The sequence below is a fragment of the Streptococcus mitis genome (genome assembly GCF_003942685.1).
In the GTDB taxonomy this organism is placed as follows: domain Bacteria; phylum Bacillota; class Bacilli; order Lactobacillales; family Streptococcaceae; genus Streptococcus; species Streptococcus mitis_CD.
In genome coordinates this window covers 1-15,191 of the sequence record NZ_RJNR01000004.1, presented here as the reverse complement: position 1 = coordinate 15,191, position 15,191 = coordinate 1, and the positions used below count along the sequence as shown (strand labels likewise).

At 41.3% G+C, this 15,191-nt stretch carries 10 protein-coding genes; 8 read left to right on the top strand and 2 right to left on the bottom strand.

Translation table 11 applies throughout. The features are described from left to right. The first annotated feature begins 321 nt into the window (after positions 1-321). The 3 genes from dapB to D8855_RS04240 are packed head-to-tail and all read left to right on the top strand — an operon-like array spanning position 322 to position 4,153. Positions 322-1,089 (top strand): 4-hydroxy-tetrahydrodipicolinate reductase, encoded by a 768-nt coding sequence (gene dapB, locus D8855_RS04250; RefSeq protein WP_049511118.1) that lies wholly within the window; start codon positions 322-324, stop codon positions 1,087-1,089. Next, positions 1,086-2,285 (top strand): CCA tRNA nucleotidyltransferase, encoded by a 1,200-nt coding sequence (locus D8855_RS04245; protein ID WP_080977758.1) that lies wholly within the window; start codon positions 1,086-1,088, stop codon positions 2,283-2,285. Before dapB ends, D8855_RS04245 begins: the two co-directional genes overlap by 4 nt. Next, complete coding sequence (locus D8855_RS04240) at positions 2,282-4,153, top strand: ABC-F family ATP-binding cassette domain-containing protein (RefSeq protein ID WP_125416207.1); 1,872 nt, start codon at positions 2,282-2,284, stop codon at positions 4,151-4,153. The genes D8855_RS04245 and D8855_RS04240 overlap by 4 nt, the downstream gene beginning before the upstream one ends. Before the next feature lie 36 nt (positions 4,154-4,189). Here the strand turns inward: D8855_RS04240 and mntE are convergent, their stop codons facing one another. Then, the gene (gene mntE / locus D8855_RS04235; protein WP_125416205.1) at positions 4,190-5,374 is read right to left on the bottom strand and encodes a CDF family manganese efflux transporter MntE; all 1,185 of its coding nucleotides are present in this window, start codon (positions 5,372-5,374) and stop codon (positions 4,190-4,192) included. Positions 5,375-5,681: 307 nt separating this feature from the next. Here mntE and D8855_RS04230 point away from each other — a divergent pair, with 307 nt between their 5' ends. From D8855_RS04230 to yaaA, 4 genes are all read left to right on the top strand, one after another. Continuing rightward, positions 5,682-8,378, top strand: a complete 2,697-nt coding sequence (locus D8855_RS04230; protein ID WP_125416203.1) for a cation-translocating P-type ATPase — start codon at positions 5,682-5,684, stop codon at positions 8,376-8,378. Between the two features lie 113 nt (positions 8,379-8,491). Beyond that, positions 8,492-8,902: a peptide deformylase gene (locus D8855_RS04225; RefSeq protein WP_070479899.1), complete on the top strand. Its 411-nt coding sequence runs from the start codon at positions 8,492-8,494 to the stop codon at positions 8,900-8,902. 11 nt (positions 8,903-8,913) lie between these two features. Then, positions 8,914-10,509, top strand: a complete 1,596-nt coding sequence (locus tag D8855_RS04220) for a hypothetical protein (protein ID WP_125416201.1) — start codon at positions 8,914-8,916, stop codon at positions 10,507-10,509. Between the two features lie 187 nt (positions 10,510-10,696). Further along, on the top strand, positions 10,697-11,425 hold the full coding sequence (gene yaaA / locus D8855_RS04215) for a peroxide stress protein YaaA (RefSeq protein WP_125416199.1): 729 nt from the start codon (positions 10,697-10,699) through the stop codon (positions 11,423-11,425). 48 nt (positions 11,426-11,473) lie between these two features. Here the strand turns inward: yaaA and pclR are convergent, their stop codons facing one another. Continuing rightward, complete coding sequence (pclR, locus tag D8855_RS04210; protein ID WP_125416197.1) at positions 11,474-12,958, bottom strand: virulence transcriptional activator PclR; 1,485 nt, start codon at positions 12,956-12,958, stop codon at positions 11,474-11,476. Positions 12,959-13,175: 217 nt separating this feature from the next. On the opposite strand from pclR, the gene D8855_RS10540 reads away from it, so the two are divergent. Next, on the top strand, positions 13,176-15,191 hold a 2,016-nt coding region (locus D8855_RS10540; RefSeq protein ID WP_185757558.1), incomplete at its 3' end, for a mucin-binding protein.

The following is a 15,191-nucleotide window of genomic DNA, read 5'->3' as shown; positions in this document are numbered from 1 at the left end:
AAGATGCCTGTCTTACCTTTCATGGAAAGTCAGCGCCATCCCCTATTTTTCACGGGTAGCTAAGGCCCTTTGTATCTTGATAATTGAACACGCCTGGAACCCTCTGTGAAAAAGATAGTTCTTCCAAGGAGGGAGGAGACACTCCTTGATTAGAACTCCTATTTTCACTCTGTGTTCTTACAGGCTTTGTATCTTAGAAATTGAACACGGACTACCTGCCTCTTGAAAAAAGATGCCTGTCTTGCCTTTCATGGAAAGTCAGCGTCATTCCCTATTTTTCAAGGGCAGCTATCGTCCTTTGTATCTTAGTCAGGAGTAGAGATGAGTATTCGAGTAATTATTGCTGGTTTTAAGGGAAAGATGGGCCAGGCTGCTTGTCAGATGGTCTTGGCTGATCCAGACTTGGACTTGGTAGCAGTTTTGGATCCCTTTGAGTCTGAATCAGAATGGCAGGGTATTCCTGTTTTCAAGGATAAGGCTGATTTAGCAGGCTTTGAAGCGGATGTCTGGGTAGACTTTACTACTCCAACTGTTGCCTATGAAAATACACGCTTTGCTCTTGAAAATGGCTTTGCTCCAGTAGTTGGAACAACTGGTTTCACGAGTGAAGAAATTGCAGAGCTGAAAGCATTTTCTCGTGAACAAAATTTGGGTGGTTTAATCGCTCCAAATTTTGCCTTGGGTGCTGTTTTACTCATGCAATTTGCAAGGCAGGCTGCTAAATATTTCCCAAATGTGGAGATTATCGAGCTCCATCATGACAAGAAAAAGGATGCTCCGAGTGGAACAGCTATTAAAACAGCTGAGTTAATGGCAGAAGTTCGAGAGTCTACCCAGCAAGGTGCGCCTGATGAAGAAGAATTGATTGCAGGTGCTCGTGGTGCTGACTTTGATGGCATGCGGATCCACTCAGTACGTTTGCCAGGCTTAGTAGCCCATCAGGAAGTCATCTTTGGCAATCAGGGAGAAGGATTGACACTCCGTCATGACTCCTATGATCGCAGCTCCTTCATGACAGGGGTGAATTTGGGAATTAAAGAAGTTGTCAAGCGTCATGAGCTTGTCTATGGATTAGAACACTTATTATGAGATTAACGCAAATGCCTTCTGAATTTCAGAAGGCTTTACCAGTATTAGAAAAAATTAAAGAAGCAGGTTTTGAGGCCTATTTTGTTGGGGGCTCTGTTCGAGATGCCCTCCTCAATCGTCCCATTCATGATGTGGATATTGCGACGTCTTCTTATCCAGAAGAAACCAAGCAGATTTTTCCGCGAACAGCCGATATCGGAATCGAGCATGGAACCGTCTTAGTTTTAGATGGGGATGAGGAGTATGAGGTAACCACCTTTCGGACAGAGGATGTCTATGTGGACTATCGCAGACCCAGTGCGGTCTCCTTTGTGCGCTCGCTAGAAGAAGACCTCAAGCGCCGTGATTTTACAGTCAATGCCTTTGCTTTGGACGAGACAGGAGAAATCATTGACTTGTTCCATGGTTTAGAAGATTTGGAAAAGCAAGTCTTACGAGCAGTTGGAGTGGCTAGTGAGCGTTTCAACGAAGATGCTTTGCGGATTATGCGTGGTTTTCGTTTTCAGGCTAGTCTTGGCTTCGAACTTGAGTCAGAAACATTTAAAGCTATGAAAATTTTGACGCCACTTTTGGAGAAAATTTCTGTGGAGCGTACCTTCGTTGAGTTTGATAAACTCTTGCTGGCTCCATTTTGGAGAAGGGGTTTGGCTTCCATGATTGAGAGTCAAGCTTATGACTATCTCCCTGATATGGCATCTAGCCAGGACGAGCTTAATAGACTGTTTGATTTAGAGACTGATTTTACTTTTGAATCCTCTGAACAAGCCTGGGCAGCTCTACTGTGGGCTTTGGAGATTGAAAATGCGCAGCCATTTTTGAAGGCTTGGAAGACCTCACGTCAATTTGCCAAGCAAGTTCAGGATTTGCTGACTATTTTGGCCTTGCGTGAAAAGGGAGAATTGAGCAAGCGCGATTGTTATCGCTTTGACTTGGATTTACTTTTACAGTCTGAAAATCTTCGTCAGGCCCAAGGAAAAGAAGTCAACCCACAAGCCATCACTGAAACCTACCAGAGCTTGACCATTCATGATAAGAAAGAAATTCAGATTAACGGTGGCATTTTAATCAAGGAATATGGTTATCAGCCGGGCCCAGACTTGGGAGAGATTTTAACAGAGATTGAATATGCCATTGTCGATGGAGAATTGGAAAATGACCGTCAAGCCATCCATGCTTATCTGAGGGAGAAAAAATGAGTGTTTTTATCGTTGAAAAACTAAGTAAATCCGTCGGTGACAAGACCGTTTTTAAGGATATTTCCTTTATTATCCATGACCTAGACAGAATCGGTCTAATCGGTGTTAATGGGACTGGCAAGACCACCCTTTTAGATGTTCTATCTGGTGTTTCTGGCTTTGATGGGGATGTCAGTCCCTTTTCGGCTAAGAATGATTACCAGATTGGTTACTTGACTCAGGACCCTGATTTTGATGATAGCAAGACGGTTTTGGATACGGTCCTCTCCAGCGACCTCAAGGAAATCCAACTCATTCGTGAGTATGAGTTGATCATGCTCAACTATAGTGATGACAAACAGGCGCGTTTGGAACGGGTCATGGCAGAAATGGACTCTCTCCAAGCTTGGGAAATTGAGAGTCAGGTCAAGACGGTTCTTAGCAAGCTGGGTATTCAGAACTTATCTACTCCAGTGGGAGAATTGTCAGGTGGTCTAAGAAGACGGGTCCAGTTGGCGCAAGTTCTTCTTGGCAACCACGACCTCTTGCTGCTGGATGAGCCGACCAACCATCTGGACATTGCGACTATTGAGTGGCTGACCCTCTTTTTGAAAAATTCCAAGAAGACCGTCCTTTTTATCACCCACGATCGCTATTTCTTGGACGCTTTGTCAACACGGATTTTCGAGTTGGATCGAGCTGGATTGACCGAGTATCAAGGGAATTATCAGGACTATGTTCGCCTTAAGGCTGAACAAGATGAGCGCGATGCGGCTCTTCTCCACAAAAAGGAACAACTTTATAAGCAAGAATTGGCATGGATGCGCAGACAACCGCAGGCGCGTGCGACCAAGCAGCAAGCTCGTATCAATCGTTTCCATGATTTAAAGAAAGAAGTTTCAGGTGGCGTTGCTGAGACAGACTTGACCATGAACTTTGAAACCAGTCGGATTGGGAAGAAAGTTATCGAGTTTCAGGATGTTTTCTTTGCCTATGAAAACAAGCCTATTTTGCAAGATTTTAATCTCTTGGTACAGGCTAAAGATCGTATTGGAATTGTTGGGGATAACGGTGTTGGGAAATCAACTCTCCTTAACTTGATTGCAGGCATTCTTGAGCCGACAGCAGGACAAGTTGTGATTGGGGAAACTGTTCGCATCGCCTATTTCTCTCAGCAAATTGAGGGTTTGGATGAAAGCAAGCGAGTGTTCAATTACTTGCAGGAAGTGGCAGAAGAGGTCAAGACCAGCGGTGGTTCTACGACTTCGATTGCAGAGTTGCTGGAGCAGTTCCTTTTCCCACGTTCGACGCATGGAACCTTGATTGAGAAATTGTCTGGGGGAGAGAAAAAACGTCTTTATCTCCTCAAACTGCTCTTGGAAAAACCAAATGTTCTTCTCTTGGACGAGCCGACAAATGACTTGGATATTGCTACTCTTACAGTTTTGGAGAATTTCTTGCAAGGCTTTGCTGGTCCAGTTTTGACAGTTAGCCATGACCGTTATTTCTTAGATAAGGTAGCGACCAAGATTCTCGCTTTTGAGGATGGCAAGATTCGTCCTTTCTTTGGTCATTATACCGATTATCTTGATGAAAAAGTCTTTGAAACAGAGTTGGCCAATCAAGTGCAAAAGGCCGAAAAGGAGAAAGTGGTCAAGGTCCGTGAAGACAAGAAACGCATGACCTACCAAGAAAAGCAGGAGTGGGCAAGTATTGAAAGCGATATTGAAGCCTTGGAAAATCGTATCGCTGTCATTGAAGAGGAAATGCAGGCCAACGGCTCTGACTTTGGTAAGTTGGCTACTCTCCAAAAAGAACTGGATGAGAAAAACGAAGCACTCCTTGAAAAATACGAACGCTATGAGTATCTAAGTGAATTTGATAGCTAGAAGAATAGAAAAATCCCGTCTCATGACAGGATTTCTCTATTCTTTTTTGGTTTCTTGATGAAAGATATTTTGCCAGGTTTCGTGACGACGCCAGATACTGGTATGGACGATACCATCTAACTCATAGCAGATGAGTTTGGTCTTTTGACTGATGGAAGTGATTTGGATGTCCTTGATAGCTGAATTCAAGTCTTTTTCTGCTTTATAGGCCTCTTTATTCATCTGTTCTCCATCTTGACGAATATAGACAAAATCGTCAGCTAAGAGTTCTTCCAGTTGATTTCCCTGATCAATCAATTGTTCGCGCATGAGCAATTTTTTATAGACATTGTCTAAAATCTCATCCTCAGGGATAGGTGCTGGCTCGATATGGACATCGGTATCAAAGACGCCAAAACGTTCCTCCAGCATAGACTCGACTTGATCCGCGATTTCATGACTCTCAAAAACAGACAAGTCAGGATTCATTTCTAGCGTAATATCAAGGTAAATGTTGCTACCGTAGGTGCGACCTCTTTGAGATTTAACCTTGCTAATTTTGGGAATTTCCATAATGGCCTTTTGATAGTCCTCAAGCAGGCGGTCGTCAAAACCATCGGAAAGGCTAAAGGAAGACTCGATAAAGATATCATAGGCAGTCTTCAAGATAAAGAAAGTGATGATAATGGCAACCAGTTTATCCACAATGGGATAATTGAAACTGCTGGCCAGGATGGCAATGGTAGTACCAAGTGAGGTAACAGCATCAGAAAGATTGTCCTGGGCGGCAGCCTTGAGTGCCTTGGAGTTGGATTTCTTACTGAGGCGAGTATTGTAGAGATAAACTAGAAACATAATCGCTGCAGAAATGATTCCTAGAGTTGCACCCAGAGGGTCAATAACCGTTTCTTCATGACTGAGAATCTTTTGAATGGTATCCCTTAGAACATCAAAACCAACATAGAACATGATGATGGAAGTGACCAAGCTAGCCAAATCCTCAATCTTCCAGTGGCCAAAACGGTGGTCTCGGTCTGCAGGCTGGCGCGCCATCCGGATTCCAATCAAGAGGGCCACATTTCCAATGATGTCCGACACGTTGTTAAAACCATCGGCCACCAAACTGGATGAATGAAGGAGGTGACCAGTTGCTAATTTGGCTGCAGACAAGATCAAATAGGTCGAAATACTGATAATGGCCCCACGCTCAGCTAACTTGAGATTTGAGATAGATTGCTTCATTCAACTTCCTTTCTAGTCATATAGCATTCTACCATTATACTGGTTTTCAAGGGAAAATTCAAATAAGTCATTTTTTACTCTTTGAAAACTTTTCAAAATTTGGTATAATAGTACTACTCAAGGGAGTAGCTGGCAGAAACCTGTGATAGTGTCGTCATTCCGAATTTTATACTGAAAAGTATGCTTTCCGGCACTATCTTAAACAGCGAGACTTGTTATGATTAACAGGTCTCTTCTTGTTTGTCGTGAAAAGATGCGATGAGGGAAAAGAGAGTCTGTTTTGCACACAATGTCAAGGAGGAGACACATGTCAAAAGAACAAAAACGCCAAGCGTTTTACACTCAGAGTCCTGAAGAGGTCTTGAAGGCTGTGGATGCGACCGAGCAAGGTTTGTCATCAAGTGAGGCGGAAAAGCGCCTTGCAGAATTTGGCCACAATGAACTCGAAGAAGGCGAGAAACGATCAATCCTGGTCAAATTTATCGAGCAATTTAAGGATTTGATGATTATCATCCTAGTTGCTGCAGCAATCTTGTCAGTTGTGACTTCTGGTGGGGAAGATATCGCAGATGCTATTATCATCCTAGCTGTGGTTATCATCAATGCTGCCTTTGGTGTTTACCAAGAAGGGAAAGCAGAAGAAGCCATCGAAGCTCTCAAATCCATGTCTAGTCCAGCTGCCCGCGTTCTTCGTGATGGGCATATGGCGGAGATTGATTCTAAAGAATTGGTACCAGGTGATATCGTCGCTCTCGAAGCTGGTGATGTAGTACCTGCAGACCTACGTTTACTAGAAGCCAATTCTCTTAAAATCGAAGAAGCAGCTCTTACAGGTGAGTCTGTGCCAGTCGAAAAAGACTTGTCAGTCGAGCTTACTGCAGATGCTGGTATTGGTGACCGTGTCAATATGGCCTTCCAAAACTCAAACGTGACCTATGGTCGTGGGATGGGTGTTGTTGTCAATACAGGGATGTACACTGAAGTTGGTCATATCGCTGGTATGCTTCAAGATGCGGATGAGACAGATACACCACTTAAACAAAACTTGAACAACCTTTCTAAAGTCTTGACCTATGCTATCTTGGTTATTGCACTTGTTACTTTTGTAGTGGGTGTTTTCATTCAAGGGAAAAATCCACTCGGTGAGTTGATGATCTCTGTTGCCCTTGCCGTTGCAGCTATTCCAGAAGGGCTCCCAGCTATCGTAACTATTGTTCTTGCCCTTGGTACTCAAGTTTTAGCCAAACGAAACTCAATCGTTCGTAAGTTGCCAGCAGTTGAAACTCTTGGTTCAACAGAAATCATCGCTTCTGATAAGACTGGTACGTTGACCATGAACAAGATGACAGTCGAAAAAGTCTTCTACGATGCAGTCCTACATGACTCAGCTGATGATATTGAACTGGGTCTTGAAATGCCGCTTCTACGTTCAGTAGTCTTGGCCAATGATACGAAAATCGATGTGGATGGCAATCTGATTGGTGACCCTACTGAAACAGCCTTCATCCAGTATGCCTTGGATAAGGGTTACGATGTCAAAGGTTTCTTAGAGAAATATCCACGCGTGGCTGAGTTGCCATTTGATTCTGAACGTAAGCTCATGTCAACAGTTCATCCACTTGCAGATGGACGCTTCCTCGTAGCTGTTAAAGGTGCGCCAGACCAACTCTTGAAACGTTGTGTTCTTCGTGATAAGGCTGGGGATATTGCTCCGATTGATGAGAAGGTTACAAACCTCATTCACACAAACAACTCTGAAATGGCTCACCAAGCCTTGCGTGTCCTTGCTGGTGCTTATAAGATTATTGACAGCATTCCAGAAAACCTCACTTCTGAAGAGCTTGAAAATGATTTAATCTTTACTGGTTTGATTGGGATGATTGACCCTGAACGTCCTGAAGCTGCTGAGGCTGTTCGTGTAGCTAAGGAAGCTGGAATCCGTCCAATCATGATTACGGGTGATCACCAAGACACTGCAGAAGCTATTGCCAAACGTTTGGGAATCATTGATGCAAACGATACAGAAGGTCACGTTTTAACTGGTGCTGAGCTCAACGAACTATCTGATGAAGACTTTGAAAAAGTAGTTGGTCAATACTCTGTTTATGCGCGTGTATCTCCAGAGCATAAGGTTCGTATCGTCAAGGCTTGGCAAAAACAAGGTAAGGTCGTTGCCATGACAGGTGATGGTGTCAATGATGCGCCAGCTCTGAAAACAGCCGATATCGGTATCGGTATGGGAATCACTGGTACAGAGGTTTCTAAGGGGGCTTCTGACATGATTCTTGCAGATGATAACTTTGCGACTATCATCGTTGCAGTGGAAGAAGGACGTAAGGTTTTCTCAAACATTCAAAAGACTATTCAGTATCTACTTTCTGCCAATACTGCTGAAGTATTAACTATCTTCCTATCAACCTTGTTTGGTTGGGATGTCTTACAGCCAGTTCATCTTTTGTGGATCAACTTGGTAACCGATACTTTCCCAGCTATCGCTCTAGGTGTTGAGCCAGCTGAGCCTGGTGTCATGAACCATAAACCACGTGGACGCAAGGCAAGCTTCTTCTCAGGTGGTGTTTTGAGTTCTATCATCTATCAAGGTGTACTCCAAGCAGCTATTGTTATGAGTGTTTATGGCCTTGCCCTTCTTTACCCAGTTCATGTGGGTGACAATCATGCCATTCATGCGGATGCTCTAACTATGGCCTTTGCAACCCTTGGTTTGATTCAGCTCTTCCATGCCTACAATGTCAAGTCTGTTTACCAATCCATCTTGACAGTTGGCCCATTCAAGTCTAAGACCTTCAACTGGTCTATCTTGGTATCCTTCATCCTTCTTATGGCAACAATCGTCGTAGAACCGCTTGAAGGTATCTTCCACGTAACCAAACTAGACTTGTCTCAATGGGGAATTGTTATGGCTGGAAGCTTCTCAATGATTATCATTGTCGAAATCGTTAAATTTATCCAACGTAAACTCGGTTTTGACAAGAATGCGATTTAAAAAAAGTCATCTTCGGATGGCTTTTTGTTACAGTTGAGGGAAAGGGCTTGCAGTTATCGGCTTTTGTGCTATAATTGCTATAATATAGTAAAAAGAAAGAGGAGTGTGAGGAAGTGGAGAAGAAAATTGTAAAGGATATCTTATTTTTATCTCAGGTGTCTCAACCGGCAAGTCAAGAAGATCTTTATCTTGCCAAAGATTTGCAGGATACACTCTTAGAAAATCGCGAGACCTGTGTTGGTCTGGCTGCCAATATGATTGGGGTGCAGAAGCGCGTGATTATCTTTAATCTTGGCCTGGTTCCTGTGGTCATGTTTAACCCAGTGCTCCTGTCCTTTGAAGGACCTTATGAGACAGAAGAAGGCTGTTTGTCCTTGACAGGTGAGAGACCGACGACCCGTTATGAAATGATTACGGTGTCCTATCGTGACAGCAAGTGGAAGGAACAGACCATTACTTTGACAGGCTTCCCAGCTCAGATTTGCCAGCATGAACTGGATCACTTGGAAGGACGAATCATTTAGGAGGAAAGCAAATGAAACGAATAGTCTTTGAACTGCTTTTTATCGCAACGACCTGGTATATCTTTTTACCGCCTCTTAACCTGATCAGCTGGGAATTTCTCTTTTTCCTCTGTGGGCATTTGCTGGTTGTGGCAATCTTATTTGGCTTTGGCAAGGGAATAAATCTGGTCAAAACAGTTCATGTGCGCCACGGTAAAGCGGAAGCTGCCTTAAATCTAGAGAGTTTCAAAATCAATCGATTAGGGAAAATCCTTTTAGCTTCTATTGGAGGAATTCTTCTCTTAGCTGGTTTAGTTTCCTTGGTGACCTCCAGCATTTTTCAGGCTAAAAATTATGCTAATGTAGTCACAGTTACGGAAAAAGACTTTACTGAATTTCCTAAGACTGACACCAGTAAGGTTCCTATCTTAGATAGAAGTACTGCTGAGAAAATTGGTGACCGCTACTTGGGTTCTCTAACGGATAAGGTGTCGCAGTACGTAGCCGCAGATACCTATACCCAACTGACGATTGATGGAAAACCTTATCGAGTGACACCACTAGAATATGCAGACCCTATCAAGTGGTTTAACAATCAAGCAAAAGGAATCGGCGAGTATATCAAGGTGGACATGGTAACTGGAAATGCCAACTTGGTGGACTTGAAGACACCAATCAAGTATTCTGACTCGGAGTATTTTAACCGTGATGTCAAGCGTCACCTACGCTTGAAGTACCCAACTAAGATCTTCAAGACTCCATCATTTGAGGTGGACGATGAGGGCAATCCTTTCTATGTAGCAACGGTTTACCAAAAGCAATTTGGACTTGCGGTTCCCCGTCCTGTTTCAGTCATTATCTTGGATGCCACAAATGGAGAAACCAAGGAATACAGCTTGGCAGATGTTCCAGAATGGGTGGACCGTGTTTATCCAGCTGAGGAAACCATCGAGCAAATCAACTATAACGGCAAGTACAAGGACGGTTTCTGGAATGCTATGATTTCCAAGAAAAACGTGACCCAGACTACCAAGGGCTATAATTACTTGTCTATCGGGAATGACATCTACCTCTACACAGGTGTGACGTCGGCTAATGCGGATGAAAGTAATCTTGGTTTCATTCTTGAAAATATGCGAACAGGAGAAATCACTAAGTATAGCTTGGCTTCTGCGACAGAAGAATCAGCCCGTGAATCAGCAGAAGGTGCTGTTCAGGAGAAATCCTACAAGGCGACCTTCCCAATCCTCATCAACCTCAATGACAAGCCTCTCTACATCATGGGCTTGAAGGACAATGCTGGTTTGGTCAAAGAGTACGCTCTGGTAGACGCAGTCGAGTACCAAAATGTTATCGTAGCTACGACAGTGGAAGAGCTACTCAGCAAGTACGCCAATAAAAACGATCTTGAAATTGATAATGAAACCACAGAAAGTATCAAGGGTGTGGTAGCAGATCTCAAATCAGCTGTTATCAAGGGAGACACCGTCTACTTCTTTAAAGTTGATGGCAAGATTTACAAGGTTAAGGCCTCAGTATCAGATGACCTCCCTTACCTCGAAAATGGTAAAACCTTCGAAGGTCAAGTAGGAAAAGACAACTATCTCAAGACCTTTAAAGTGCAGTAAGGGAAGAGGCTGGGCAAAAACTCAATTTCAGGAAAAAATGAAGTAAATTATTCCACAATAAAACGCATAGTATCAAGATTTTTCAACACCTGATATTATGCGTTTTTTTCTGAGGTTTAAGACTTTTCCCAGTCTCTTTTCAGATGAATTTCTTGGTAGTGGCAAAAAAATATGCTACACTATTAATATGAAAATTTTAATCCCAACAGCAAAAGAAATGAACACAGATTTACCAAGTATTGAAGCCACTCCTTTAAAGCCAGAAAGTCAGGCCGTGCTTGATGCCTTGGCTCTCTATTCTGCTAGTCAATTGGAGAGTTTTTACAAGGTATCAGCTGAAAAGGCGGCGGAAGAATTTCAACATATCCAAGCCTTGAAAAAGCAAACTGCTCAACACTATTCAGCCTTGAAACTTTTTGATGGGCTTATGTACCGTCATATCAAGCGAGATAAATTGACCGATGCAGAACAAGCCTATCTTGAAAATCATGTCTTCATTACCTCGGCTTTGTACGGAGTTGTTCCAGCCATGTCACCTATGGCACCTCACCGTTTGGACTTTTTGATGAAATTAAAGGTCGCTGGTAAGACTTTGAAGAGTCATTGGAAGGTAGCCTATGATGAGGATATGAATGGTGAAGACCTAATTTTCTCTCTCTTGTCGTCGGAGTTTGAGACTGTATTTTCTAAGGAAATCAGAGAAAAAATGGTGACCTTCAAATTCATGGAGGACAAGGGTGGTCAGCTGAAGATTCATTCAACCATTTCTAAGAAAGCGCGTGGTGCCTTCCTGACAGCGCTGATAGAAAATCAAGTACAAACGGTGGAGGAAGCTCGTCGCTTAAGCTTTGCAGGATTTGTTTACAGAGAAGACCTGTCCCAACTACAGGAATTGGTTTTTGTAAAGGAAGTATAGAAAATAGATAAAAGAAAAAGTCAGCAGTATTATGCTGACTTTTCTAGTTTATAAAGTATTGGACAGATGAATCCCATTTGATAAACAGTTAAGATGATTAACCAAGTCCATGATTGACAGATGGTTTCGGCAAATAAACTTCTTGGTAATTCCTGGAATATAGAAATTAGACACGATGATATCGTAATCTGTCTGATTTAAAATCTCAGGACTTGTTTTCAATTCATCCCAAATATCGAAGGTAAAGCGGTTATTACAGTAATAGGAAAGCATATCAACAAAGGTAAGGGATATAGCATGGTCAAAGTTACTGATAATCAAAACCTTGATAGGTGGTCGATTTTCTAACAACTGAGTAGAGAGTTTTTCAGCATGGGTCAAGATGGTATACATCAAGTGTTCCAACTGTTCAGGATGGTCATACTGTCCAATTGCCTGACGATATTGAGCCAGTTCTTGACGTGCACTTCCCATAAAGTCTGGGAAGTAAACTTCAAATTTTTTAATCGTCAATGCTTTTTGTTCAAATAAGATTGGGGTAGAAAAGATTTCCTGTCTTTCAAAGAAAGCAGTGTTGTGTAAATGCCAAATCAGCTCATCATGATTAGTAAAAGTAATATTATATTGTTTTGATAGGCGTTCTAATATTTGACTAAGTAATTGGTAAGAGTGTCTTGCTTCACTGTTCTCTTCTAAAGAGTTGAAGAATTCTTGAGGATCTAAGAAAATGTTACTTTGAATAAAGGAAATAAAAATTTGTGCAATGATATCTGGAGTGATTTCAAGTCCCAGTTTTTCAGAGAAATGAACAAGTATCTCCTCAAAGTTTGGAATACTCGCCAAAATAGGATAGTATTCATCATAGAAATGATTTGGTAAGTCGATAAAATGACCATTTTTGATGCGGTAAATACTGATAGCTATCATCAGTTTGTACATTCTATAAATTGAAAATCGCATTGGATAATTCGTGATTTTATAGAAGAAGTCAGCAAATTCTGTTAAATCTTCCTCAGGAAGGTCAGGAAAAGGCCAATCTAGGAAATAATAGCGCTCAGAAAAATATTGGGCAAAAAAATAGCGAATATCGATTTCATTGCCACGTATTTCGGATGGAGTAAATGATAGTTCAATTTGGAATTGAGTTGATAGAGTTTTTGTAATATTTCTGCCCAGTCGATAGAGGTTGGCATTACTAGAGTGAAGATTTTCTATTGTTCGATAAATAGGTAGCCCCTCATTAAAAAACAGATACTCTAGTAATTGAAAAGATTGAGAATTAGCAAGAAAATATTGATAAATATCTTCTACACTAGTGTTAACTTCTAAATCTATCATGATTCCGTTAACAGAAGATTGGATGTCAATAGATGGAAAGGAAACACGTAATTCATTTAAATCACTTTTTAAGATTCGTTCTGTACATCCTAATTTTTCGGCTAGTTCATGCAATTTCATCCAATTACGATTCTGAATTAAGGTTTCCATTAAACGTAATTGTCTTTGATCTTTTGTGGATAAAAGGTTTCTCATATGGGTATTATCCTCCTTAATTTATTATATCATTTTTCTGTTTTTAATCAACTATAATGTTAGAGCTAAAAAAATGTTCCGACGATTCAAAAAAAAGAGAATATAATAACTGGCTCTGAAAATCAGAAATACGATATAGTAATTCCTTGGATAGTGTTGATTTATATATTAAATAGTTGTAGAGTAGGAATTATAAAATATTACTTAGGAGTTCAAAATGAAACATTCACATAAGAAATCATTTGACTGGTATAGTATGCAACAACGATTTTCTATTCGTAAGTATCACTTTGGTGCAGCGAGTGTTTTACTTGGTACAGCCTTGGTCTTAGGATCAGCTGCTAATGCTCAAACTGTACAAGCGGATGAAAATGGTTCTGAAAATACAAAGACAGTTAAAGCTGATAAGTTAGATGATTCTGCTAAGATTGTGGAAACGCAAAGTACAAATACTAAGTCAGAGAAGACTTATGCAGCTCCATCTGTTTCAAATCCAGTGGAAGCAACTCCAACTAAATCTGATGAAGCTAAAATGCCAGCAGAAAAAGTTGAAGAAGCTAAAATTCAGAAAGAAGAAGTATCTTCTAAAAATGCTGTTGATAAGTCAAAATTATCAGCGGCTCTTTCGCGTGCAGAAAAATTGGAGATTAAATTGTACACTGAAGAAAGTGTAAAACGTCTTCAATCTAGTATTCAATCTGCTAAAGTATTACTAAACAGAGCAAATGTGACAGAATCAGAATTATCTCAAGCAGAGTCTGAACTTCAAGCTGCAGTTATTGCTTTGGAACTTAGAGGGGCGACTACGACTAAAGTTACTGATAAAACTGAAGTAGTGAGCAAAATTGAATCTGCTGAAAAGAAAAATGCAGAATCAAAAGTAGCTGAACAAACTTCTGAAGTAGACAAAGAGTCAGAAGAAAAAGATAAAATTGCCTTAAAACCTGTAAAGGGGCTTCGAGTTGAAGATGCAAAGGCAAATAAAAAAGGCGGGTGGAATATTCCGTTAGATCAAGAAGCACGCTTAAGATTAAAGAGTGCTATTGAGGCTCATGCCGCACAAGGTAGTTCGCGTCGTCGGAAACGTGCTATCGGAGATTTGGATTATACCTTCAAGAAAGTTATGACCCCAGTTAACCCAGGTTTCTACGCAGATGCCAAGAGTGTTGATGAGTTAACAGTTAACCCAGACTATATAAATGAAACAGTTGTCAACGTTTGGTATAAAGACTTAGGTTATATCAATTTAGTCGACAAAGATGGACATTACATCAATTCAAATGGTGAAGTAGTAGAAAATAAAGAAGCAGCTGTCCGTAGACAATACAAAAATGATTTTAATGACACAACAAGAGCAGATGTTACTGAAATTCCTCAAGCACCAGTTGGTTGGAAAATTAGTGACAAGCAATCTATTCGTGGATATGATGCAGAAACAAAAACTATTGATCCAAACGACGATAATGATTTAGATGCTGTTGGTAAAGATTCTAATGTAGTCATTGAAAAAGAAAATCAAAAAGCTATCATCCGTTATGTAAGTACTAACGGTAACCGTGTTCTCACAACAGATGAAGTGACAGGTAAGTCAGGTGAGGCCATTGCCTACAGCACAACAAGTCAAATCAATGAATTCAAGAAACAAGGTTANAAGCTTGTTAGCGATGAATTCACATCAGGTGGTGCGAAGGTTTATGACTACGATACAGCACGTGACCAAGTCTACACTGTAACCCTTTCAGANCGTGTTGAACCAGTTAACCCAGATAACCCAACTCCACAACCAAACACACCAGTTAATCCAGGACAACCAGATAGCCCACGTTGGCCAGGAACCGTTGAAAACTTGGATAACAAGGAAAGTGTTAGCCGTACCATCCATTATGTTTACGAAGATGGAAGNAANGCTAAGGATGATGTGGTTGAAACACTGAACTTCAAACGTTGGAGCAATGTCAACTTGGTAACAGGTCATATTGACTTCCAAGACTGGACAACTAATGATGATACGTTTGATAAAGTGGTCTCTCCAACCATCGCAGGTTACACAGCGGATAAATCAGAAATCCCAGCTGTAAGTGGAGTTCAAGCGAAAGACCAAGACCGTGTTGAAACAGTTACTTACCGTAAGGATGCTCAAAAAGCTATTATCCGTTATGTAAGCACTAACGGTAACCGTGTTCTCACAACAGATGAAGTGACAGGTAAGTCAGGTGAAGCCATTGCCTACAGC